Origin of the sequence: Saccharothrix sp. NPDC042600 (assembly GCF_040647305.1) — a bacterium.
GTDB classification, from domain to species: Bacteria; Actinomycetota; Actinomycetes; order Mycobacteriales; family Pseudonocardiaceae; genus Actinosynnema; species Actinosynnema mutabilis.
The window spans coordinates 1-23,299 of sequence record NZ_JBEZBW010000078.1 but is presented as its reverse complement, the minus strand read 5'-3'; the positions used below and the strand labels follow the sequence as shown (position 1 = coordinate 23,299).

Sequence of the window (23,299 nt, the reverse complement as noted above, 5' to 3'; positions counted from 1 at the left end):
ACCTTGAAGGAAACGCGAGGTCAACAAGTGCCCATGTGGTTGGTACGTGTGCTGGTGGCGGTCGTCCTGGGCCTGGGCGTCGCCGTGGCGCCCACGGCCCACGCGCTCGCCGCGCCGCCCGGTGACACGGCCGTCGCCCGACCGCCCATCGCGCCGCCGTTGCCACCCGGCGTCTCCCACCGCGAGTGGTCGGTGCCCGACTACATCGCGGCGTGGGAGGAGCAGCACGGCCGTCCGATGACCGACGACGAGCGCGCTACGCTCGCGCGGGGGTGCATCGGCGTGACCGTGGTGAACCTGGAACGCGACGACGTGGTCAACCCGCCGTTGGGGCTGTCGTTCGACACCTTCAAGCGCGCGCGGGCGGTGCAAGCGGCGTTGAACGAGATCCTGGCGTCACGGCCGACCGCGCGTGAGTACGCGGACCAGGTCCGGCGGCACCCGTTGTTGAGCGGCTTGCGCAACGTGCTGTCGGCCTACCCGTCGTGGATCGACTCCGGCGAGCTGACCGCGGCGCTGTTCTCCAAGCGGTTCTGGATGAAGCAGGACCCGTCCTGGACCGACGAGCAGGCCGCCGCGGTGTTCCGGCCCGACCCGACCACCGGGCAGGTGGACATGAGCAGGTACCGGTACGTCGCCCGTCCGGGGTATGTGAACTTCGATTACGGCTGGTACGACGAGGGCAACCGCAACTGGTGGCACGCCAACCACGCCGAGCCCGGCATGGTCGTCTACCAGAGCACGAGCCGGTTCTACTCCCGCCCACTGCTCGACTTCGACGCGCAGGTCTACACGGTCGCGTTCGCCAGGGTGCCGTGATGGACCTCAACGTCCACGTGGGACAGCGGATCACCGTGCATGGCACTGCGCACAACGCGCACGCGGGAGCCGTGGTGGTGCCTGAAGGCGGCGAACTGCCCATTTACGTGCAGCACTTGACCGCATGGGGCGGAAAGGCCGGTCAGGACGTGCGTGTGACGGGCGTTCTGCGGCTCGTGCCGCCGACGGTGCGCCCGGGCGGGCCGGTGTCCCACGGTCTGACGGACCCGGTCTACGTGTTGACCGAGCCCGTCGTGGAGAGCTAGTCCCCCAAGGGGATCATCAAGTGGGTGACCAGGTCGTCGGGCGCGGTGGTGGCGGGGTCGGACACGTAGACCTCGCGCAGCGGACCCCGCAGCGGGTGCCCGTGCTCGACGCACCAGGTCAGCAGGGCGTGGGCGGTGAGCGGGACCTGGTCGTACGGGCCGACGTGGGTGGCGCGGGCGAACGTCCCGCCCGGCAGCACCTCGTCGCCGTCGTCGGCCACCAGCGCTACGCGGACCTTGAACGCGTCCACCATCGTCACCGGGAACAGCCCGATCAGTTGCGGCGCAACGGCTAGCGGCAGCAGTCGGGCCACGGCGGCCGACGTCGCCCGAGCCACGTCGGTAGGGTCGGCCGCCCGCTCCGAAACCACCACCACCCGTCGTGCGGGCTCCGAGACCACTTGAACGGGTGTAGCTGGCAACCCGTTGGACATCACGCGCTTCAACGCCGCCAGGGTGCGCTGCCGCCGCGCCAACTCCTCCTCCTGCGCCCGACGCACGTCCTCCAACGCCTCCGCCGACCCCGCCAACACGGCGGAGACCACCGGCAGCGGAACGTCCAACGACCGCAACAGGCCGATCGACAACGCCTCTCGCGCCTGGTCCCGCCGGTAGTACCGGTAGCCGGTGGCGACGTCCACGTGCGCCGGCACCAGCAGACCCAGCTCGGCGTAGTGCCGCAACTGCTTGACACTCAACCGGCTCAACCTGGCGAACTGCCCGATCGGCAGCAACTCCGCGTCCACGGGCACCAGCATGGACCGAGGCCGAAGTGCCGCCGTCCGGGGACTGGGTCCGACCACCCCCACCGCGCGACAATGTCGCCCGAGCCTGGGAGGCGCGGTGTTGAGTGAGCGGGTTCGGGCACGGGTCGCGGCGGCGCACTTCTGGCACCTCGCCACGGTGAACCCCGACGGGTCACCGCACGTGTCACCCATGTGGGTGGACATCGAGGATGACCACATCGTGTTCAACACGGCTGTGGGGCGGGTGAAGGAGGAGAACCTGCGCCGCGACCCGCGGCTGTCGCTGTCGTGCGTCGATCCGGCCGACCCCTACGACCGGGTGGTGATCCGGGGCCGGGCGGTGGATTTCGTCCTCGGTGAGGAGGCGGACCGGTCCATCGACGCGTTGGCGCGCAAGTACCTGGGCGTGGAGCACTTCGCGTGGCGGGTGCCCGGTGAGCAGCGGGTCAAGGTCGTGGTCTTGCCGACGCACGCCCGGCACGTGGTCGGCGTGGAGCCGTTCAGACCCGGCTCGGGGCCGTTGCGTCCACCGGAACGGTGACCACGCGGTTCCGGCGGTCGAGGGCCGCCGCCAGCAGTGCGAGCAGCAGCGCGGTGTCGGACAGCAGCGCGCCGACCCAGTTCGGCGAGGTGTAGCCGAGACCCGCGCTGATCACCAGACCGCCCAGCCACGCGGCCAGGGCGTTGCCCAGGTTGAACGCGCCGATGTTCGCCGCCGACGCCAGGGTGGGCGCGGCGGAGGCCTGGTCGAGGACCCACTTCTGCAACGGCGGCACGGTGGCGAAGCCCAGTGCGCCCACGAGCGTCAACGTGATCGCCGCGAGGACGCGGTCGTGCGCCGTGAAGGTGAACATCAGCAGCGCAAGCGCCAGACCACCCAATGAGGTGAACAACATCGGCATCAGGGCGCGGTCCGCGAAGTGGCCGCCGACCAGGTTCCCGACGAACATGCCCACGCCGAACAGCACCAACAGCCACGTGACCGCGCCGGCGGAGTACCCGGCGACCTCGGTCATCATGGGCGCGATGTAGGTCACGGCGGCGAACACACCGCCGAAGCCGAGCACCGTCATCGCCATCGCCAGCCACACCTGGACGTTCCGGAACGCCGCGAACTCCGTCCGCACGGTCACGCCCTCCGGACGGCCGCCCTCGGGCACGAGCTTCGCCACGCCCAGCAAACCCACGACCCCCAGCGCCGTGACCACCGCGAACGTCGCCCGCCAGCCCACCTCCTGGCCGATGAACGTCCCGCCGGGCACGCCCACCACGTTGGCCAGCGTCAACCCCATGAACATCAGGGAGATCGCCGACGCCTTCTTCTCCGGGGCGACCAACCCCGCCGCGACCACGGACCCGACGCCGAAGAACGCCCCGTGCGCCAGTGAAGCGACAACGCGACCGATGAGCATCACGGCGAACACGGGCGCCACGGCGGACAAGGCGTTGCCCGCGATGAACAGGCCCATCAAGAACATGAGCATCTTCTTGCGCGACACCCTGGTGCCCAACACCGTCAGCAGCGGGGCACCCAGGACGACACCCAGGGCGTAACCGGTCACCAGCCAGCCCGCGGTGGGGATGGTGACGCCGAAGTCGGTGGCGACCTGGGGCAACACGCCCATGATGACGAACTCGGTGGTGCCGATCCCGAATGCACCGATGGCCAGCGCCACGAGCGCGAGAGGCATGAGAGGACCTTCCCGATGACTTGCAACAGACTTGTATAGGCGTCCGACGGTAGTTGCAGGCGCGGGATACTTGCAAGCGCGGGTTGTGCTAACGTGACGGATGTCCCTCCGGACGACCGAAAGGCCAGGACGATGACCGCCACCGCCCCCTCCATGACGGCGCTCGCTGCCGGTTGGTGCGCGCTGTCGGTCCTGCACGACCGCATCGAGGGCCGCGTCGAGCGGGCCCTGCAGGCCGGGCACGACCTGAGCGTGCGGGAGTTCTCGCTGCTCGAAGTGCTCAGCCGGCAGCACAACGGCGAGGGCGGCCACCTCCAGATGCACCAGGTCGCCAACGCGGTCGTGCTCAGCCAGAGCGCCACAACGCGCCTGGTGACGCGCCTTGAGGAGCGCGGCCTGCTGTCGCGCTACCTGTGCCCGACCGACCGGCGCGGCATCTACACCGACGTGACCGAGGCCGGTCTGGCGCTGTTGGAAGAGGCTCGCCCCACGCACGGTGCCGCGCTGCGGGAAGCCCTCGATCACGCACGCGAGGACGCGGCGCTGATGCCGTTGGTCGAGGCCGTGGAAGCGCTGGGGACCGAGCGCTCTTCGTAACCGCTCCGGCCGGCGCCGACGGTGCCCGGGTGCGACAGTGCCGGGCGTGGTGGATCGGTCGGTCGTCGCGTGGATGCTGGGCGCGTTCGTGGTCGCCTTCGTCGTCACGCGCGTGGTGACGCGGCTCATCCGTGCCGGGCATGGGCCGTTCCGGGACATCTCGGTGGGCGGGGTCCACGTGCACCACCAGGTGTTCGGGATCTTCTTGTTGTTGGGCACGGGCGCGACCGCGTTGGTGTTCCGGCCCGCGGACGGGTGGGCGGACGCCACGGCCGTCGGGTTCGGCATCGGGGCGGCGTTGACGTTGGACGAGTTCGCGCTGTGGTTGCGGCTGGACGACGTCTACTGGGGTCCGGAGGGTCGGCGGTCGATGGACGCCGTGCTGGTCGCGGTCGTGGTCGGACTGCTGTTGCTGGCGGGGTTCTCGCCGTTCGACGACGACCCGGACGACGGCAGCCTGGCCGCGGTGCTGGTGGTGGCGGTGAACCTGGTGTTCGCCGTCGTGGCGATCCTCAAAGGACGGACGCTGCTGGGCATCTGCGGACTTTTCGTGCCGCTGCTGGCTTTGTACGCCACGTGCCGCGTCGCCCGACCGGGTTCGCCGTGGGCGCGGCGCTGGTACCGGCCGGGGTCGCGACGGCTCGCCAAGTCGCTGCGGCGGTTCCCGCCGGACCGGCGCAACCGGTGGGACCCGGTGGTGGACCTGTTCGCCGGACCGCGCTGAATTGTCGTACCCCGGTGCGACACTCGCCCCATGACTCAAGATCGCGAAGTTCTGGTGGCAGCGGTGACCCGGCTCGCCGAGCGGGAGCTGGCCCCCGGCCGTCCCGGCGTGTGGCAGGTCGTGATGACCGGCGGGTCCTGGTCGTTCAAGACGTTCCCGGACCGGGGGCCCATGGGCGGCGACGCCTCGTTCGAGCGGTTCGAGCTGATCCGCGAGTTGGAGGCGACCCTGCGACCACCCGGCGAGACCCGCGCGCTGGTGGTCGAGGTGGCGCTGGACGGGCGCGGCGGCGCGGAGTTCGCGCACGCCTTCGCGCCGGGCGGCGGCTCGGCCGACACGGTGGTGCTCGACCCGGAGTACCGCCACCCGCACCACCCGCGTCCCGGGATGCCGCGTCCGGCGGGGGCGGAACCCACCGGTGCGCCGACCGATCCCGAGGCGGTGCGGCGGGTCGGGGAGTTGCTGGAGGAGTTCGTCGGGCACCACCGAAGACTGACCGGGCGCGACCCGGAGTTCGGCGAGGTGCGCACCGAGGAGGAGTTGGCCGCCGCGGAGCGGGAGATGGGTTTGCGGCTGCCCGAGGAGGTGCGGGCCCTGTACCTGTTGATCGGCGACGACCTGCGGGAGACCGGTCTGCTGGGCCGGTACAAGCTCATGCCGTTGCGCGAGGTGGTGTCGGAGTACCTGGAGGGCGAGCCGGGGGCGTGGGGCTGGAACGACGGCCTGTTCGCGCTCGACCGGGTGGTCCTGGACGCGGATCCGCCGGGCGTGGTGCGGCGCGTGTCCCGCAGCGACTGGTGGGTGGTCGCTTTCACGGACCTGGCCGGCAACTACTGCGCCGTGGACCTCGACCCGGGGCCCGCGGGCACACCGGGTCAGCTCATCGCCTACGGCCGCGACTTCTTCGGCCCGGTCGGGTACGTGGCCGAGTCGGTCACGGCGCGGATGAGCGCGGTGCTGGAGAAGCTGCGGCGCGACGACGTCGAGCTGGTCGAGGACCCGAGCCGGCTGATCGTGCCGCTGTACGACGAGGACGTGGACTACGACGCCTCGGTGTCGGTCGGTGCGCTGGACCTGACGGAGGCCCTGGCCGAGGTCCAGAACCGCGAGCAGGTCGAGCAGCTGTACCTGAACGACGCCGAGACACTGGACCTGCGCGCGCTGACCGCCACACCGAGGCTGCGCAACCTGAGCATCAACCGCGCGGGCCGGGTCCACCTGCACCTGCCGGACACCGTGGAGGGCTTGAGCCTGGAGGCGCGCGAGGCCGACCTGTCGGAGCTGGCCGGCCACCCGACCCTGTGGGACCTGACGGTGAAGGGTGGGCGGGTGCGAACAGCGGACCTGGCCAAGCTGCCGGCACTGTCCTGTGTGGACTTGTCGGAGGCGGACGTGGACGACGTGGCGGGCTTGGCGGACCTGGACGTGCGGGCACTGACCCTGTCCGGCGACCAGTGGGCGGTCCTACGCGCCTCAGGCCGCCTGCCCGCCCGCCTCGCGGGCGCGCGCCGAGCGGGCAGTTCGCGCGTGCTGGAGGTGGTCGACTGGTCCCACTGGCTCCTCGCCACCCACTAACCCACCTGCTGGCCCACCCCCGCTAACCGCCCCGGCCCGCCCTAACCCGCCCTGCCCCGCCCCGCCCCGGCCCGGCCCGGCTCGCCCCGGCCTGGCTCGGCCTGGCTCGGCCTGGCCTGGCTTGGCGCGGCTCGGCGCGCTCGCCGGGGCCTGGCTCGGCGCAACCCGCGCAACCCCGGCCCGCGCTGGCCCAGCCCGCGCGGCCCTGGCCTGCGCCGACCCAGCCCGACCGGGCCCGACCCGACGCTGCGCCGGCTCGGGCCGACTTGGCCGCGCTGGATTGGGTGGCGATCGGTGGAGCGCGGTGGGTGGGCGGCGCGGTCTGGTTGGTGTGGGCTCAGAGGCCGTGGCGGCGGGTGCCTGCTACTCGGTTCGCGTTGTGCGCCTCCGAGGTGTGGGTGAAGGGGGAGCGGTGCATGTCCACTGCCCACCTCGCCGATTCGGCGACCAGGTCCGCGTTGATCTGCGCACCGGCGGCCGCGCCCGCGGCCGATGACGCGCCGACCTGCGCGGAGGGCTCGGTGACGTTGCCGGCCACCCACACGCCCGGCACCTCGGTGCGCCCGGCCGCGTCCGCGGGCACGTGCACGCCCGCGCCCGAAGGGTGCTCCACGGCGTGCAAGCCCAGTCCCGCCAGGAAATCGGCGCGGGCGACCATGCGGGTCGCCACCGCCACCACCTCGCGGGCGATCACCGTGCCGTCGGTCAGGCGGACGCCGGTCAGGCGGTCGTCGGCGATCTCCACGGCCTCCACCTCGCCGACCACGATCGGCACGCCCAACGCGGCGAGCTTCTCGGCGTCCTCATCGGACAGGGGGCGGTTGTTCGCGAAGTAGGTCACGTCGTCACTCAACTGCCGGAACAGCAGCGCCTGGTGCACCGACATCGGCCCGGAGGCCAGCACGCCGATCGCCCGGTCCCGCACCTCCCACCCGTGGCAGTACGGGCAGTGCACGACATCGTGCCCCCACCGCTCGCGCAAGCCGTCCACCGGCGGCAACTCGTCCACCAGACCACTGGCCACCAACAACCGCCGGGCGTGCAGGGAACGGCCGTCGGCCAACGACACCGTGAAACCGGCGTCCGCCCGCACCACCCCGGCCACCTCGCCGTGCACCACCTGCCCGCCGTACCGGCGTACCTCCGCGCGTCCTCGCTCCACCAGGTCCGCGGGCTTCACGCCGTCGTGTCCGAGCAGGCCGTGCACACCCTCGGCGGGCGCGTTGCGCGGCGCGCCCGAGTCGACCACCAGCACCGACCGCCGCGACCGGGCCAGCATCAGCGCGCCGCTCAGCCCGGCCGCGCCTCCGCCGACCACCACGACGTCGTACCTGCTCGACAGCTCCCGCGCCGCCGACCGAGCCGAGCCTGACCGAGCCGAGTCCGACCGAGCCGCCACCGACTGCTTCACCACTGACTGGGTCATCGTGACCACCTCCGCGAACCACACTGCGCCCGCCCTGGCCAATCGAGCAAACTTCGTTGCCGATTTGGCAAGGCTCTCGCCCGTCTCCCTTGGCCGCGGATTCCTTGACGATCTCATTTCGAGCGCTCAAGCTTGCCGAAATTGTCGATAACTCGACCGAAACTTTTGCGCTTTGGAGGACGATGATGTCCAAGATCGACGCCGACCGGCGCGCACCACGCCGGATAGCGGCCGTGACCGGCGCCCTCGGGCTGCTGAGCGCGGCGGCCCTGGCCCTGCCGCTGGTCGCCAGCGCCGGGACCACGCTGGCCTCCGCCGCCGCCGAGAGCGGCCGGTACTTCGGCACGGCCGTGGCCGCGAACAAGTTGAGCGACTCGACGTACGTGGGCATCCTGAACCGCGAGTTCGACATGGTCACGGCCGAGAACGAGATGAAGATGGACGCGACCGAGCCCAACCGCGGCCAGTTCACTTACACCAACGCCGACCGGATCGTGAACCACGCCCGCAACCAGGGCAAACGCGTCCGCGGCCACGCCCTGGCCTGGCACTCCCAGCAACCCGGCTGGATGCAGAGCATGGAAGGCGGCACGCTGCGCCAGGCCATGCTCAACCACGTCACCCAGGTCGCCACCTACTACCGCGGCAAGATCTACGCCTGGGACGTCGTCAACGAAGCTTTCGCCGACGGCAGCACCGGCGCGCGCCGCGACTCCAACCTCCAGCGCACCGGCAACGACTGGATCGAGGCCGCCTTCCGCGCCGCCCGCGCCGCCGATCCCGACGCCAAGCTCTGCTACAACGACTACAACACCGACAACTGGTCGCACGCCAAGACGCAGGCCGTCTACCGCATGGTCCAGGACTTCAAGTCCCGTGGCGTCCCCATCGACTGCGTCGGCTTCCAAGCGCACTTCAACAGCGGCAACCCCGTCCCCTCCAACTACCACACCACCCTGCAGAACTTCGCCAACCTCGGCGTGGACGTCCAGATCACCGAGCTGGACATCGAAGGCTCCGGCACCACGCAAGCCCAGCAGTACCAGGGCGTCGTGCAGGCGTGCCTGGCCGTATCGCGCTGCACCGGCATCACCGTCTGGGGCATCCGTGACAGCGACTCGTGGCGCGCGTCCGGCACCCCGCTCCTGTTCGACTCCTCCGGCAACAAGAAGGCCGCCTACACCTCGGTCCTCAACGCCCTGAACGCCGCCGGCACGCCGAGCACCACCACGACCACCACGTCCGCGCCGCCGGCCGACTGCCGTTCCGGGTACGTGGCGCTGACCTTCGACGACGGCCCCAACGCGAGCTCCACCAGCCAGGTGATCGGCGCGCTGCGCTCCGCCGGCGCGCGGGCGACGTTCTTCAACCAGGGCAACAAGGTCTCCGCGAACCCGTCGCTGACCCGGTCCCAGAAGGACGCCGGCCACTGGATCGGCAACCACTCGTGGAGCCACCCGCACATGACCCAGCTCAGCCAGGCGCAGATGACCTCCGAGATCAGCCAGACCCAGCAGGCGATCCAGCAGGCCACCGGCGAAGCGCCCAAGCTGTTCCGCCCGCCCTACGGCGAGACCAACAGCACGCTCAAGGCGGTCGAGGCGCAGTTCGGCCTCACCGAGGTGCTGTGGAGCGTCGATTCCCAGGACTGGAACGGCGCGAGCACCGCGCAGATCGTGCAGGCCGCGTCGAACCTGCAGGCCGGCGGCGTGATCCTGATGCACGACGGCTACCAGACGACGATCAACGCCATCCCGCAGATCGTGGCGAACCTGAAGTCCCGCGGCCTGTGCACGGGCATGATCTCGCCGAGCACCGGCCGCGCCGTCGCGCCCACCGACACCCCGCCGGGCACGACGACCACCACCACGCCGCCGCCCGCCGGGTCCTGCACCGCCACCTACCGCACCACCCAGCAGTGGGGCGACCGCTTCAACGGCGAGGTCACCATCACCGCCGGCTCCTCGGCGATCACGAGCTGGACCGCGACCGTCACCGTCACCGCGCCGCAGCGGGTGTCGGCCACCTGGAACGGCACGCCGAGCTGGGACTCCAGCGGCAACGTGATGACCATGAAGCCCAACGGCAACGGCAGCCTCGCCGCGGGCGCCAGCACCACGTTCGGCTTCACCGTCATGGCCAACGGCCAGTGGGCGAACCCGACCGTGTCCTGCCGGACGCCCTGACGTGCCAGGATCTCCGCCATGACCGAGCAGACCACGACCGGCGGGTCCGCGGCGGACGAACGCCGTGCGCACGACCAGCGGGTGATCGAGGACTTCCGCGCCAACGGAGGTGTCACCGAGGGGCGCACCCTGCTCCTGTTGCACCACGTCGGTGTGAAGTCCGGCATCGAACGGGTGACGCCGCTGCGCTACCTGTCCGCCGGCGACCGCTGGGTCGTCGCGGCGGGCAACGGCGGTCTGCCCAACAACCCCGGCTGGTACTACAACGTGCTCGCCCGGCCGGACGTCACGGTGGAGATCGGCACGCGGACCCTCAGGGCCACCGCGCGCATCGCCCGGGGTGAGGAGCGGGAGGAACTGGCCGACCTGTTCCGCGCCGCCAAGTCCCGGTTCGCGGTGTTTGAGAAGGCCTTGGCGCGGGAGATCCCGATCGTGGTGTTCGAACGCGCCTGACGGCTCGCGCCGCCCCCGATCCCGTGGGGGCGGCGCGAGCCCGTCCTCACAGGCGGTAGAAGTCGCCGTAGTGGTTGGGCGAGAAGTACACCGCGCCCGTCGTCCGGTCGACCACGATCCGGTAGGCGTCGCGCGACGCGCCGCACGCGCGCGGGTAGACGTCGAACTCCAGGTAGGACCGGCCGCTGGGCAGCTGGCCCTCGCGGTTGTAGAACGTGCCGCCGGCGAAGTTGCACTGGCCGTTGGGCCAGCTGTACCAGCCGCGCGAGCCGGGGTAGCCCTTCGCCGACCACGTCGAGTTGGCCGACCGGGCGTCCGCGCAGCGGGTCATGGTGCAGGAGCTGTAGACGGTCGCGTCGGCGGCCGGGCCGACCACCGCGGTGACACCGAGCACGGACACCAGCGCGCTCAGCGCGACGAGCAGGCGCTTGGTCCACGGGAGCCGGGTGCGGTCCAGGGTCTGCACGGAACCTCCTTGGCAGGGTTGCGGAGAGGTGAACGCTCACGATCGTGGCGGATATCGCCCGTCCGGGCCACGAAATGGATCACCAAGAGTCGGTGAACGTCCCGTGTTACATCGATCGGGTGACTATTTTTCGTGCGTTTTCCCGTATCGGGTGGAATGTTCTTCTTCCTGTTCCCTTCTCGTCACGTGCTGGTACGTTCGTGGTGGGGATGGCCCCTCGGGGCCTGCGGTAACAGGGGGAGCGGCAGTGGGGGAAAACCGTGCCCCGGGTGGTGACGCACGCCCGGGAGAAGTGTTGGTGCGCACGTCCGGCTGGGAGCTGGAACCGTACGCGGATTTGTCCGCGGCATTCGTGTTCGTGCGCGAACCATTCGCGGTCAGCGTGCTCGACCGCCTCACGTGGTACGTGCTGGAATTGTGCGACGGCAGCCCGCGCGACGCGGTCGTGGAACGCCTGGCCGAGGTCATGGGCTCGGGTCCGGAGCGGGCCGGGCAGGTCGTGGACGGCCAGGTCGCGATGCTGCGCCGCCACGGCCTGGTGGAGCGTGCCGCGTGACCGCCGGGACGCTGCCGGGCGACCTGGCCACCGCCCAGGAGCGCAAGCTCGCGTCGGGGGTGTTCGGCCACGCCGACGACATCCGCCGCACCGCGACGGCCTACTACCGGGGCCTGGGCCGGCTGTGCGCCGACCGGTGCGGGGTCACCGGCCTCGACGCCGCCGCCGCGCCGCAACTGGAGAGCCTGCGCCGCGGCACGCTGGACTCCGCGCTGCGCGCCTTCCTGGCCGGTGACGACGAGGAGGGCCGCCGGGTCGTCGCGGAGTACCTCGACCTGCCGCGCACCGACCTCGGCGCCGACACCCGGCCCGCCGACCTGCCGCACGCCCTGCGCGGCTGGCGCGGCGACCCGGTTGGCGAGGAGGTCGTGGCCCGCTTCAACGCCTCCATGGCCTCCGCGAGCGACGCGGCGATGGTCACCGCGGTCGCGCCCACACCGGAGCTCGACGCGGCGCTGGCCCGCACGCTGTCCACACTCGACCGCGCACTCCCATTGCTGGGCAGGGAAACCGTGCGCTCGGTCGCGGGCGTGGGCCTGTTCGAGGGCGCGATGGGCAGCGGCTACTACGCCGGCACCCCGTTGCTGATCTTCGTCAACGCGGGCGTGTTCGCCGACGAGGCCGAGGCCGCCGAGATCGTCCTGCACGAGTCCCTGCACCAGAAGCTCGCCGACATCGGGGTGGCGCGCGAGATCCTGCGCCGCGGGTACGTGGACGAACACAGCCACCGCATCCCCGTGCCGTGGGGCGGTGACCGGGAGTTCAGCGTCGACCGCGCGCTGGCCGCCTACCACGTCTACACCCACCAGACCGTGCTCTACCTCTCCCTGCTGGGCCACCGCGACCTGGTCCCGCAGGGGCCGGCCGTCCTCGCCCGCCGGCTCGCCACGTCCTGGGCCCGTGCCCGCCACTTCGCCGAGGGCACGGCGACACCCGGGGCGCGCGCCGAGCTGGGCCTGGACGGCCGGCGCTTCACGTCGTGGCTGGCGGAGGTCGTGGAGGAGCTGGGCGGCGCGGTGCTCCCCGACGGTTCGCCGTTGCGGGCGCACGCCGACACCGTCCACGGCTGACCCTCCGCGGCACCGCCGCCACGCGTTCGCACAGCCGAGCACAGGGGGAGGTGAATGCGCCATGGAATCCATTGCCGCACTGGAGAAGTCGCTCGCCGAGATGTTCACGTCGTCGGGTGACCTGTCGATCGACGAGCTGGGTGTCGCCGACGACACCGAGGTCATCGCGGGCGACGTCCGCGAGATCCGCACGGACCTGTCCATCCTCGCGATGAACCGGCCGAAGACGAAGAGCTGATCCACCGTGCCGGGCGTGGCGCCGCGCCCGGCACGCCGATCGAGGAGGTCCGCCGTGCCGATGTCCGGTGTCGTCCGCCGGGTCGCGCCGTTGGTCCGGCCGCCCGCCGCGCAGCTGTTCCGCGCCGCCCTGGCGCTGCCGACACCCGCCCTGGTCTACGACCTGGACGGGCTGCGGCGGTCCGTCGCGACCCTGGTCGAGGACGTCGGCGGGGTCGGCGCGCTCAACCTGGCGGTCAAGGCGTGCCACACCCCGTCCGTGCTCGCCGAACTGGCATCGCTCGGGCTCGGCGCGGACGTCGCGTCGATCGGCGAGTACCGGTTGGCTCGGGCGGCGGGGTTCGACCGGATCACCGCCACCGGACCGTCCTTCACCACCGCCGACGCGGTGGAGCTGCGCGCGGGCGGGGTGGTGCTCGACGCGTCGTCGGTCGAGCAGTTGGAGCGGCTGTGCCGGACGTTCCCCGGGTCGCCGGTGGGGGTGCGGCTGAGGGTGCCGCTGCCCGACGACATCGAGCGCGACGCCACCACGTTCGGCCGGGTGAGCCGGTTCGGCGTCGAGGCGACCGACCCGCGCTGGCACGCGGTGCTGGCGCGGTGGGGCTGCCCGCTGGTGCGCCTGCACATGCACACCGGCCAGATGACACCCGAACACCTGCTGCACAAGACCCGCTACGCGCTGGCCGTCGCCGAGGCGTTCCCGTCGGTGGACACCCTCGACCTCGGCGGCGGGTTCTTCAGCCTCTACGCCAGTCGCGGCCGGGCCCTCGCGGGCCTGCGCACGGTCGGCCGGGAGGTCGAGGCGTGGCGCGCGCGGACCGGGCGGCCGATGGCGCTGCAGTTCGAACCCGGCGGCGGGATCCTGGGGCCGCACGGGTTCCTGTTCGTGTCGGTGCTGTCGGTCGAACGCGACCACCCGGCGTTCGGGGCGGACGTGGTGACCGTCGACGCGTCGGCGTGGAACCTCGCGCCGTGGCACCGGCCGGAGGTCCTGCTCGCCGACCCCGACGTGGCCGGCGTGGACCCGCGGCGGACGTTGGTCGCCGGGAACACGTTGTACGAGAACGACTTCTTCGGCACGGACGTGCGCGGCGCGGTGCCGGCGTTCGACCTGCCGGCGTGCGCGGCGGGCGACCGGCTGGTGCTCACCGCCGCCGGCGCGTACACGATGACCAACTCGCGGCGGTTCAACCGGATCGACCCGCCGGCCGAGCACGCGTGGTCCGACGGGTCGTTGCGGAGCCTGGCATGAGCCTCGAACTGGACCTGCTGACCGGGTTGATCGACTCCGCCGCCGGTCAGGGCGCGGAGGACGAGCCGGAGTGGAAGGCCTGCCGCGCGTGGCTGCACGACACCGACCTCGACGGCGTGGACCTGGAGCACCACCTGGAGGACGCGGCCCAACGCGTCCGGGCGTTGTTGTTGCGGCGCGGGCACGCGTTGGACGAGCGGCACTTCCGGTCCCCGGACTCGCAGGAGGCGCGGTTCCTGCCCTCGGGCGGGTCGTTCGACCACAGCTACGAGCGCAGCCTGCCGGTGGCGGGCCTGGAGTCGCGGCTGGGCGCCGGGGACCCGCCGCCGGGGTGGGAGCACACGTGTGTCGTGTTCCGGTCGTGCATGGCGGCGCTGGGTCACCTGTTCGGGACGTTGACGCACATGCTGCGACCGACCGAACGGCGTCCGCTCACGGTCGGGTTCTGGGGCGACTACTTCGAGACGGACCTGTTGCTGGAGTACCAGTCGTCGAGCGTCTTCTCGTGGCGGCGGATCGCTCCCGGGGACGTGGCGGGGACGTTGTCGTGTGAAGTGCTGTTGCTGGAACCCGTGCGCTACAACTGGTCGCTGGACGCGCTGGACGTCGGGGCGTGGGTGCGGGCGTGGCGGGAGTCGCCGGTCCGGCCGCGGATCGTGGTGGTGGACACGACGCTGGTGTCACCGGTGTGGCCCACCGAGCGGGTCCTGCGCGCGTTGGGCGGGGACGTGCTGGTGGTGGAGGTGCGCTCGGGGCTGAAGCTGGACCAGCAGGGGTTGGAGCTGGCGAACCTCGGGATCGTGGACGTGTACTCGCGGGGTGGGCGCGGGGTGCCGACGGCGGAGCAGTTGGGCGTCGTGCTGCGGTTGGCGCGCTCGACCACGGGGGCCGGGCCGTCGGTGGCGGACGCGGCGGCGTTGGACGTGCCGTTCGTGGGTGATCCGGCTTGGCAGCTGCGGCACGCGGGGGCGGTGTTGGCGAACAACGCGCGGGTGGCGGCGGAGATCGCGGACGTGCAGGGGGTGTTCGCGGAGGTCGTGCACCCGTCGTTGCTGGGGGTGGGGCACTGCCCGTTCGTGATCGTGCGGCTGGCGGAGGACACGTTGGTCGGGCACGGGCTGGTGCTGGCGGCGGTGCGGCGGGAGGCGGCGCGGCGGGGGATCCGGTTCACGCACGGGTCGAGCTTCGGCTTCCGGTCGCACCGGTTCGAGACGATCGTGCCGCGGGTGGCGGAGGGGCGGGGGCTGTTCAAGGTGGCGGCGGGGGCGCGGGAGGGGCCGTTCCTGGACGGGGTGGTGGAGGTGCTGCGCGAGATCGGCGGCCTCCCCGACCTGGCGGCGTTGCAGGCGAAGTACCCGAACCTGGAGCCGGTACCACTGACATGACACCTTCGGACCACACCACCGAGCCCCGAGCCGCCGAGCCCCGAGCCGCCGAGCTGCCGACCGCCGGGGGGATGCCGGGTGGGCCGCCGACCGCCGGGCCGCCGCCTGCGGGGCCGCCACAGGCCGCTGGGCGGCTTCGCGCCGAATCACCGCCGGCCGGGCCGCTGCCGGGTGGGCCGCTGCCGGGTGGGCCGCTGCCGGTTGCCGAGTCGCCGGTTGCCGAGCCGTCAGGTGCCGGGTCGGCGGGTGCCGAGTCGCCGTCCGCTGGGCCGTCCAGCGCCGGGTCTGCGCCCGCGGTTCCGCGCTGGGCGCGGCCTCCGGCCCCCGAGTCCATTGTCCCACGGGGGACCGACAGGAGTGGGCGGGTGTTGCTTCGGGGGGTTGTTCGGGAGCGGCGGGGGTTGGTGGGGGTTGTTCTCGGGTTGGGGTTGGTGGAGGGGGTTGCCGAGGCGTTGACGCCTTGGGCCATCGGGCGGGTGCTGGATGCGGCCGTGGCGGGGGCCGGGGTGGTGGCCGCTGTGGGGGTGTTGGTCGGGCTTGTCGTGGTCGCCGTCGTGGGGAGTGTGGGGCGGTACGCGGTGGCGGCTCGGTTGCGGATCCGGGTGGCGTGCTCGTTGAAGTCGCGGGTGGGGTTGGGGGCTGCCGGCGGGCGGGTTTCGGCGGGGGACCTGGCCACGTCCGTCACCACCGACACCGACGACATCGGGGACTATCCGAACGCGTTGGCGCGGGTGGTCGCCGCCGGTGTCGCGTTGGTGGTGGTCGCCGTCTACCTGCTGGCCGGGTCGCCGCTGCTGGGTGTGGTGGTGTTGGTCGGGGTCCCGGTCGTCATGTGGGTCACCACCAAGGTGGCTGAGCCGTTGGAGGACCGCCAGCGGGAACATCGGGGGCTGCTCGGGCGGCTCGGGGACCTCGGGTCGGACATCGCGCTGGGGTTGCGGGTCCTGCGGGGGATCGGGGCGGAGCGGGCGTTCCGCGATCGGTACCGGGACGTGTCCCGGCGGACGCGTGCGGCGGGGATCGCGGTGGCGCACACCCAGGCGACCCTGGAGGCGGCCAAGGTGCTGTTGCCGGGGATCTTCCTGGTCGTGGTGACCTGGTTGGGGGCTCGCTTGGCGGTGGGTGGGGCGATCACCGCCGGGGAACTGGTCGCGTTCTTCGCCGCCGCGGCGTTCCTGGTGGAGCCGTTGTCGTCGGTGGCCGGGTTCGTCTCCACCCGGAGCGAGGCCGTGGTGGCGGCGGACAACGTCGTGCGTGCGTTGGACGTTCCGGAACCGGTGGTGGAGGGCGGACGTGCACCAGCGGGAGGGGACCTGGCTGACGGGGAACTGGTTGCGCCGCGGGGAGTCTTCACGGCGGTGGTGACCGAGGACGCGGCTGGGCGTGCTGCCCGGTTGGCCGGGGTGGTGCCCGGGGAGGCCACGTTGGGGGGTGCTCCGCTCGATGGGTTCGACCCGCGACTGCTGCGGCGCGTGGTCACCCTGCACGACGATCCGGCACTGTTCTCGGGCACCGTTCGGGAGGCGGTGGACCCGTGGCTGACGAGTCCGGAGGACACGATCGCCGCCGCGTTGAGGACCGCCGTCGCCGATGATGTCGTGGCGGCGCTGCCCGAAGGGCTCGACACGGAGGTCGGAGCGGACGCTCGAACGCTGTCCGGTGGTCAACGCCAGCGACTGGCGCTGGCCCGTGCGGTCCTGGGGGATCCCGAGCACCTGCTGCTGGTGGATCCGACCAGTGCCCTGGACACGGCCACCGAGATCGAGGTCGCGCGTCGGCTGAAGGAGACCCGGCGCGGGCGATCGACTGTCGTCTTCACGACCAGTCCGGCGTTCCTGGAGGTCGCCGACCGGGTCGTGCTCCTCGCGGACGGCACCGCGGTCAGTGGTGCGCACGACACGCTCGTGGCCACCAACGACGCCTACCGCCTCCTGATCACCCGGGGGACGGCATGAACACCCTTCCCCTCGCCGACCGCCGCACGGTCGCCCGCGAGATCACCAGCCTGCTCACCACGCACAAGACCCGCCTCGCCCGGCTGCTCGTCGTGCACCTGCTCGCGGTCGCGGTCGGGCTGGTGCCGCCGGTGCTGCTGGGCGTGCTGGTCGACGGCGTGACCACCGGGTTCGAGGGCACCGACGTGGACGTGGTCGCGTTGCTCATCGGCGTCGCCCTGCTCGCCCAGGCCGGGTTGGCGTTCGTCGCCACGCGCCTGTCGTTCACGCTCGGCGAGGTCGTGTTCGCCGACCTGCGGGAGGACTTCACCGAACGGGTCCTCGCCCTGCCGCTGTCCACTGTGGAACGCGTCGGTCCCGGCGAGGTGCTGTCCCGGTCCACGACCGACCTGGAGTCCATCCGGGACATCGTCCGCACCGGTCTGCCGGAGACGGTCGTGGGCGTCCTGACCGCCGTGCTGACGGTCGGGGCGGCGTTCCTGGTCAACCCGCTGGTCGCGGGCGCGTGCGTGGTCGGACTGCCGCTGATCGCCCTGTCCACGCGGTGGTTCACCCGGCGCGCGCCCGCCGCGTTCGCCGACGAACTCGCCGCGCACGCCGCGTTGACCACGGCCGTCGTGGAGACCGCGCGCGGCGCGGCCACGGTCGAGGCGCTGGGCCTCGGTGAACGGCGGCGGCGGCTGGTCGTCGAACGGGTCGCGCGGGCGGCGGAAGCGTCGAAGCGTCCGGTGCGGTTGCAGGTGCGGTGGTTCCCGGTCGTGCAAGCCGGCTACCACCTGGCGTTGGTCGTGGTGCTGGCGTGGGGCGCGTGGCTCGTCGTGCGCGGGCGGGCGGACATCGGCGAGGTGGCCACGATCGCGTTGTTCGTCCGGGCCATGGTCACCCCGCTGGACGACCTCGCGTACTGGTTCGGCGAGGTGCAGTCGGCGTCCGCCGCGTTCGCCCGCATCTTCGGCGTCGCACCCGCGCCCGGGACGGAGGAAGGACCGCTGCCGGCGGACGCGGGCCTGGAGATCGCGGACCTCCACTTCGGCTACCGCCCCGACCGGCCGGTGCTGCACGGCATCGACCTGAGCGTCGCGCCCGGCGAACGGGTCGCGGTGGTCGGCCCGTCCGGCGCGGGCAAGTCGACGCTGGCCATGCTCGTCGCGGGCGTGCTGCGGCCGGACGCGGGACGGGTGGCCGTCGGCGGCGTGCCGGTCACCGACCTCGCCGCACCCCGCGACCACGTCGCCCTGGTGACCCAGGAGGACCACGTCTTCCACGGCACGGTCGCCGACAACCTGCGCCTGGCCCGCCCCGACGCCCCGGACGCGGACCTGACCGCCGCCCTCCGCGCGGTCGGCGCGCACCTCGCCCTGGACACCGAGCTGGGCCCCGACGCCTACCAGCCCACGCCCGCGCAGAGCCGGCAGCTCGCCCTGGCCCGGGTGGTGCTCAAGGACGCGCCGGTCGTCGTACTGGACGAGGCGTTGACGGACGGCGTGGACGTGCTGCCGGCCGGCCGGACGGTCGTGCAGATCGTGCACCGGCTGGACACCGCCGCGCGGGCGGACCGGGTCGTGGTGCTGGCCGACGGGCGGGTGGTCGAGCACGGCCCGCACGACGCGTTGCTGGCCGCCGGCGGCGGGTACGCGGACATGTGGGCCGCGTGGTCCGGGCGGCCGGTCGTGGGCGCGGCGGAGTAGCGCCGTGGCGGACCTGGAGGACGTCCTGGTGGTCGCGCCCGACGTGGTGCGCCGCTCGACCGACGCCGACGGCGCGGTGTTCTGGTGGCCGGGCACCGGCCGCGAGGTGCGGGTGGGCCGGACGTCCGCACGGCTGCTGGCGCTGTTCGCGCTGCCCACGGCGGTGAGCGCGGTCGCGGTCGAGGTCGGCGCCGGTCGGGACCGCTCGGACGTGCTGCTCGGCGCGGTGGACAGCCTGCGGGAACTGGGCCTGCTGCGTCCCTACGGCGAGCCCTCGGTGTCCGTGCGCACGGGGTTGTTCGGCCTGCCCGTGACCGACCTCGCGGGCGCGCTGCGCGGGTCGGCGCACGGTGTCGTCGTCGGCGTCCCCTACGACGCCGGCGTCACCTACCGGGCCGGCGCGCGGTTCGGGCCGGAGTACCTGCGGCGGGTCAGCACCGGCCTGTTCCGGGCCGGTTTCCGCGACGGCCGCCCGGTCGGGATGCTCGACCCGGTCACCGGCCGGCGGGTCCTCGACGGCGTGGCCCTGGTGGACATCGGTGACCTGACCGGCGTCGCGCCCGCCCGCAACGGCCCGATGCTCACCGACCTCGCCGACACCGTCGAGGCGGTCGCGGCGGCCGACCGGGTCCCGGTCGTGCTGGGCGGCGACCACTCCATCACCCTGCCCGTCGTCACGGGCCTCGCCCGGACCCACGACCGGCTCGGCGTGCTGCACCTGGACGCCCACCACGACTACGGCCAGGTGCGCACCGGCGACCGCGCGGACGCCCACCACGGCAACTTCCTGGACTGGGTGGTCGGCCTGGACGAGGTGGCGTGCGTGGCGCAGTTCGGCATCCGCCAGCTCACCGCCGAACCACCGCAGCGCAGCCCGAAGCTGCTCGGCTGGCCCGGCCGCGGCGCCCTGGACGTGCCGGTGGACGACATCGTGGCCGCGCTGCCGCCCGGGTTGCGCTGGCACGTGACGATCGACGTGGACGTGCTCGACCCGTCGGTCCTGGCCAGCACCGGCACGCTGCTGCCCGGCGGGTTCGGCCACGCCGAGGCGGTGGCGCTGGTCGACGGGTTGTGCCGGCGGCTGGACGTCGTGGGCCTGGACGTGGTGGAGCTGATCGGGTCGGCGTCGGACGCGCCCGGCATCGTCGTGGCGGACCTGCTGCTGCGCGCGCTGGACGCCGTGTTCACCAGGGGGCGGTCGTGATCGCGGACTTCACCGACCGGGACATCGCGCCGGTCGCGGCGGCGTTGTGCGCCGAGGACACCGGGCGGCCGTGCCCGTGGGACGCCGGGTGCCGCGAGCGCCACCCCGTGCTGCTCGGGCCCGTGCTCGCCGCCGCGGACGTCGGCAACGCCGCCGTGGCCCGCGTGGCCGGTCGGCTGGCGGGGTACGCGCGGGTCGTCGTCAGCGCCCACCGCGGCTCGCTGTTCGTGGAGTGCGCCGGCGGGGTGGTGCCCGGGTGGCGCGGGCGCGGCGTGGGCCGGGCGCTGCTGGAGTGGTCGCGGGACCGGTCGCTGGCGCTGGCCGGCGGGCGGCACGTGGAGCTGCTCGTGGACGTCCTCGACGGCCAGGACGACCTGCGCGGCCTGGCGCAACGCCTCGGGTTCGGCTACAAGTCCGGGTTCGCCGAGCTGAGCCGCCCGCTGCTGCCCGCGATCCCCGGCCCGCCCGGACCCGATCTGCGACCGCTGGACCCCGACGGCGACCGGGACGCCGTCACCGACCTCTACACGGCCGTGTTCGAGGCCGAACCCACCTCCGGGCGCGGTCGGGCGCGGATCGCGGCGGCGTTGGAGCACCCCGGTCTGCGGCCCGAGCTGTCGCGGGTGCTCGCCGGACCGGCCGGGCTCCTGGCGTTCCTCCTCGTCGTGACCTGGCCGGACGACCCGACCGACCTGTGGGTGGAGACGGTGTGCGTGCGGCCGGCCGAGCGGGGGACCGGCGCGGTGCGGCGGATGCTGGCCGACGTCACCCGGTGCGCGCCCCGGAGCTTCACGACGCTGAGCATCGGCGTGCCGCGCGGGACGGACGGCACCTGGGCGTTGGCGGGGTACGCGGACCTGGGGTTCGTGCGCGTGGGCGGCTGGGACCGGTACTCACTGCTGCTGGCGTGACCGGCGCACGGCGAGCAGCCGCCGCGCGCCCCGGTGCTGGTCGGCCGGTTCGACGGCCAGCCGGTTGAGGTGCATGTGCAGCAAGCTCGTGAAGACCTCCTCGGGCAGCTCGACCGGCGGGTACTCGTACCGGGGCCCGGCGGAGCCGAGGAGCCGGCGCAGGAGCCTGCGCTGCTCGTGCTCCTGCCGCCGCTCGGCCCGGGACGCCGGATCCGCGGCCTGGCGGGACAGCGCCGCCAGCGCCAGGTCGCCGGAAGTCCCCAGCGCGGTCAGGAACGCGTCCGCCGAGAGCGCGGCGAACGTCGCGTCGTCCACCCCGTCGGGGCGTGGAACGGCCAAGCACCGCACCACGTTCGTCGTGTCCACGCAGAACAGCTCCTCGCACACCGCGAGGTTCGACGGGCCGCCGTACCGCTGGACCTCCGGCACGTACGGCTCGACGGAGAAGTCCGCGACCAGCCCGCGCCCGTGCAGCAACCGGGCCGCCGCGCACAGCTCGTCGATCCCGGCCGCGTCGGCGCGCACCCGCACCCGCAGGTGGTCGCGCGGCACGTCGTACCGGACGAAGAACCACCGCCCCGCCGGGAGGAACCCGCCCAGCGCGGCCAGCACCGCGTCCTCGGACCGGCGGTCGCACCGCAGGTGCAGCGCCCACCACCCGTCACCCGGCAGGCGCGGCACGGGCGTGGCGACCTCGGTGTGCTTCGGCAGGTCGAGCACCTCGGGCCGGTAGCCGTCGTCCACGGCCGTCACCACGATCTCCGTGGCGTGGCCTGCCTGGTCGGGCCGCAGGAACGACTCCTCCACCCACTCGTGCCCGCGCAGCAGTTCGCGGTGCACCGGGTGGTCGAGGTCCAGCAACAGCCGGGTGTCGCCGTCGCCGACGTGCACGAACCTCGGCACGTCCGCCCGCCACCGCTCGACGTCGTCGTGGTCCACCCGCCACCGCGCCGGCGACACCACCACGCCGGCGACCTCGACGCGGGGCAGGCGCAGCGCCGCGTCCGCGAACGACCCCCAACTCCACCCCGGCACGGCGAAGTGCTCGTTCGACACCCGGTGCACGAAGTCCGGCAGGGGCGGCGCGGTGGACGTGCCGACCAGGTGGTGGGTCCGCACGAGCACCCGCCGCCCGTCGCGCCGCGACCGCAGGTGCAGGCGGCCGTCCCGGTGCCCGACCACGATGTCCGCCGGCCGCAGGGCGTCCGGGGCCACCGACGACCACGCCAGCACCGTCTCGTACGGCGAGGACCCGCCCGCGTGGTTGACCGTGGTGTCGTGCCAGTAGTCCAGGGCCGCGAAACAGGTCCCGGGGTCGTGCTCGTTGCGGACGGCGTCGCTCAGGTGCCCGTCCACGCGCGGGTCGAACGGCGCGAACCGGCTGAACGCCCGACCGCCCGGCGCGACCACCCCGCGCGGCGCGAGCACCAGCCGACCGTCCGCCACCTGCACGAACACGTCGCACGACGGCACCGGCCGCAACCCGTGCGACGGCAGCCCTTCCACGTCGGCCAGGCTCAACTCGACCACCGGGTTCCGCTCGGCCCGCCGCAACACCAAGCGCCGCAACGGATCCAGGTCGCGGTCGTCGTCCGGACCACGGGCGGGCAGCCCGCCCAGGTCGTCCAGCACGTCCTCGACCGGCACCTCCTCGTGCCCGTACCGCTCGGCGAACACGTGCGCGTACCGGGTCAACTCGGCGGGCGGCCGGCGGGCCAGGGCGACGCGCTGCAGCACCTCCAACGCCGAGGCGATCGGGCCGCGCCACCGGCCGTCCACGGTGTCGCCCACGTCCAGGGCGAGATCGACCACCGTGGGCTCGGGCAGGTCGAGACCGGTCACGTCGAACCCGAACGGCGCCGTCGGCCGCCGAACGTCCACCAGGAACCCTTCGCGGACAAGGGTGTCCACGAACTCGACCGCCTTGTCCGCGGGCACCTGCGGCGACGACTCCCGCACCAGCCCGACGACCTCCGCCCACGGCCGGGGCGACCCGGTGAACGCCAGCACCGCGTCCAGCACGTCCGACCGGCGCACCGACCGCGGCCGTCCCGCGACCCCCGGCGGCTGCGCCACGACCCGCGTGCCGGAC

The 23,299-nt window shown here is 73.0% G+C and carries 22 protein-coding genes and 1 pseudogene; 18 read left to right on the top strand and 5 right to left on the bottom strand.

The annotated features are described in order from the left end of the window. The first annotated feature begins 33 nt into the window (after positions 1 to 33). Positions 34 to 819, top strand: a complete 786-nt coding sequence (locus AB0A74_RS32115) for a hypothetical protein (protein ID WP_358255372.1) — start codon at positions 34 to 36, stop codon at positions 817 to 819. Next, complete coding sequence (locus AB0A74_RS32110; protein ID WP_358255370.1) at positions 819 to 1,085, top strand: hypothetical protein; 267 nt, start codon at positions 819 to 821, stop codon at positions 1,083 to 1,085. Before AB0A74_RS32115 ends, AB0A74_RS32110 begins: the two co-directional genes overlap by 1 nt. On the opposite strand, the gene AB0A74_RS32105 is transcribed toward AB0A74_RS32110, so the two are convergent. Continuing rightward, complete coding sequence (locus AB0A74_RS32105) at positions 1,082 to 1,843, bottom strand: GyrI-like domain-containing protein (protein ID WP_358255368.1); 762 nt, start codon at positions 1,841 to 1,843, stop codon at positions 1,082 to 1,084. The two genes, AB0A74_RS32110 and AB0A74_RS32105, sit on opposite strands and share 4 nt — an antisense overlap. Before the next feature lie 88 nt (positions 1,844 to 1,931). Between AB0A74_RS32105 and AB0A74_RS32100 the strand changes: the two genes are divergently transcribed. Then, entirely contained in the window at positions 1,932 to 2,372 is a 441-nt protein-coding gene (locus AB0A74_RS32100) for a PPOX class F420-dependent oxidoreductase (RefSeq protein ID WP_358255366.1), read from the top strand. On the opposite strand, the gene AB0A74_RS32095 is transcribed toward AB0A74_RS32100, so the two are convergent. Then, positions 2,332 to 3,522, bottom strand: a complete 1,191-nt coding sequence (locus tag AB0A74_RS32095) for an MFS transporter (protein WP_358255364.1) — start codon at positions 3,520 to 3,522, stop codon at positions 2,332 to 2,334. The genes AB0A74_RS32100 and AB0A74_RS32095 overlap by 41 nt on opposite strands. 132 nt (positions 3,523 to 3,654) lie before the next feature. Between AB0A74_RS32095 and AB0A74_RS32090 the strand changes: the two genes are divergently transcribed. The 3 genes from AB0A74_RS32090 to AB0A74_RS32080 are packed head-to-tail and all read left to right on the top strand — an operon-like array spanning position 3,655 to position 6,418. Beyond that, complete coding sequence (locus AB0A74_RS32090; protein WP_358255362.1) at positions 3,655 to 4,119, top strand: MarR family transcriptional regulator; 465 nt, start codon at positions 3,655 to 3,657, stop codon at positions 4,117 to 4,119. A gap of 46 nt (positions 4,120 to 4,165) precedes the next feature. Next, on the top strand, positions 4,166 to 4,843 hold the full coding sequence (locus tag AB0A74_RS32085) for a hypothetical protein (protein WP_358255361.1): 678 nt from the start codon (positions 4,166 to 4,168) through the stop codon (positions 4,841 to 4,843). Between the two features lie 30 nt (positions 4,844 to 4,873). Beyond that, entirely contained in the window at positions 4,874 to 6,418 is a 1,545-nt protein-coding gene (locus tag AB0A74_RS32080; RefSeq protein ID WP_358255360.1) for an SMI1/KNR4 family protein, read from the top strand. 337 nt (positions 6,419 to 6,755) lie between these two features. On the opposite strand, the gene AB0A74_RS32075 is transcribed toward AB0A74_RS32080, so the two are convergent. Beyond that, complete coding sequence (locus tag AB0A74_RS32075; protein WP_358255358.1) at positions 6,756 to 7,844, bottom strand: NAD(P)/FAD-dependent oxidoreductase; 1,089 nt, start codon at positions 7,842 to 7,844, stop codon at positions 6,756 to 6,758. Between the two features lie 185 nt (positions 7,845 to 8,029). On the opposite strand from AB0A74_RS32075, the pseudogene AB0A74_RS32070 reads away from it, so the two are divergent. The 3 genes and pseudogenes from AB0A74_RS32070 to AB0A74_RS32060 form a co-directional block, all read left to right on the top strand. Beyond that, positions 8,030 to 9,454 (top strand): annotated as a pseudogene (locus AB0A74_RS32070) (endo-1,4-beta-xylanase); the annotation flags it as partial. Positions 9,455 to 9,562: 108 nt separating this feature from the next. Continuing rightward, entirely contained in the window at positions 9,563 to 10,030 is a 468-nt protein-coding gene (locus tag AB0A74_RS32065) for a cellulose binding domain-containing protein (protein ID WP_358255392.1), read from the top strand. A gap of 18 nt (positions 10,031 to 10,048) precedes the next feature. After that, complete coding sequence (locus tag AB0A74_RS32060) at positions 10,049 to 10,483, top strand: nitroreductase/quinone reductase family protein (protein ID WP_358255356.1); 435 nt, start codon at positions 10,049 to 10,051, stop codon at positions 10,481 to 10,483. A 46-nt stretch (positions 10,484 to 10,529) separates the two neighbouring features. On the opposite strand, the gene AB0A74_RS32055 is transcribed toward AB0A74_RS32060, so the two are convergent. Beyond that, on the bottom strand, positions 10,530 to 10,949 hold the full coding sequence (locus AB0A74_RS32055) for a ribonuclease domain-containing protein (RefSeq protein ID WP_358255354.1): 420 nt from the start codon (positions 10,947 to 10,949) through the stop codon (positions 10,530 to 10,532). A gap of 298 nt (positions 10,950 to 11,247) precedes the next feature. Here AB0A74_RS32055 and AB0A74_RS32050 point away from each other — a divergent pair, with 298 nt between their 5' ends. The 9 genes from AB0A74_RS32050 (at position 11,248) to AB0A74_RS32010 (ending at position 21,207) form a co-directional block, all read left to right on the top strand. Next, the gene (locus AB0A74_RS32050; RefSeq protein WP_358255352.1) at positions 11,248 to 11,505 is read left to right on the top strand and encodes a hypothetical protein; all 258 of its coding nucleotides are present in this window, start codon (positions 11,248 to 11,250) and stop codon (positions 11,503 to 11,505) included. Beyond that, entirely contained in the window at positions 11,502 to 12,575 is a 1,074-nt protein-coding gene (locus tag AB0A74_RS32045) for a hypothetical protein (protein ID WP_358255350.1), read from the top strand. The genes AB0A74_RS32050 and AB0A74_RS32045 overlap by 4 nt, the downstream gene beginning before the upstream one ends. Before the next feature lie 61 nt (positions 12,576 to 12,636). After that, positions 12,637 to 12,813: a hypothetical protein gene (locus AB0A74_RS32040; protein ID WP_343936617.1), complete on the top strand. Its 177-nt coding sequence runs from the start codon at positions 12,637 to 12,639 to the stop codon at positions 12,811 to 12,813. 60 nt (positions 12,814 to 12,873) lie between these two features. Further along, positions 12,874 to 14,064: a hypothetical protein gene (locus tag AB0A74_RS32035; RefSeq protein ID WP_358255348.1), complete on the top strand. Its 1,191-nt coding sequence runs from the start codon at positions 12,874 to 12,876 to the stop codon at positions 14,062 to 14,064. Further along, positions 14,061 to 15,449, top strand: a complete 1,389-nt coding sequence (locus tag AB0A74_RS32030) for a hypothetical protein (RefSeq protein WP_358255346.1) — start codon at positions 14,061 to 14,063, stop codon at positions 15,447 to 15,449. The genes AB0A74_RS32035 and AB0A74_RS32030 overlap by 4 nt, the downstream gene beginning before the upstream one ends. A 431-nt stretch (positions 15,450 to 15,880) precedes the next feature. After that, a complete protein-coding gene (locus tag AB0A74_RS32025) occupies positions 15,881 to 17,404 on the top strand; it encodes an ABC transporter ATP-binding protein (protein ID WP_358255344.1) in 1,524 nt (507 codons plus the stop codon). Then, positions 17,401 to 19,092: an ABC transporter ATP-binding protein gene (locus AB0A74_RS32020; RefSeq protein WP_358255342.1), complete on the top strand. Its 1,692-nt coding sequence runs from the start codon at positions 17,401 to 17,403 to the stop codon at positions 19,090 to 19,092. The genes AB0A74_RS32025 and AB0A74_RS32020 overlap by 4 nt, the downstream gene beginning before the upstream one ends. Before the next feature lie 4 nt (positions 19,093 to 19,096). After that, on the top strand, positions 19,097 to 20,296 hold the full coding sequence (locus tag AB0A74_RS32015; RefSeq protein ID WP_358255341.1) for an arginase family protein: 1,200 nt from the start codon (positions 19,097 to 19,099) through the stop codon (positions 20,294 to 20,296). Next, entirely contained in the window at positions 20,293 to 21,207 is a 915-nt protein-coding gene (locus tag AB0A74_RS32010) for a GNAT family N-acetyltransferase (RefSeq protein ID WP_358255339.1), read from the top strand. The genes AB0A74_RS32015 and AB0A74_RS32010 overlap by 4 nt, the downstream gene beginning before the upstream one ends. On the opposite strand, the gene AB0A74_RS32005 is transcribed toward AB0A74_RS32010, so the two are convergent. Further along, positions 21,190 to 23,299, bottom strand: a 2,110-nt coding sequence (locus AB0A74_RS32005; RefSeq protein WP_358255338.1) for a thiopeptide-type bacteriocin biosynthesis protein, incomplete at its 5' end; no start/stop codon positions are given. The two genes, AB0A74_RS32010 and AB0A74_RS32005, sit on opposite strands and share 18 nt — an antisense overlap.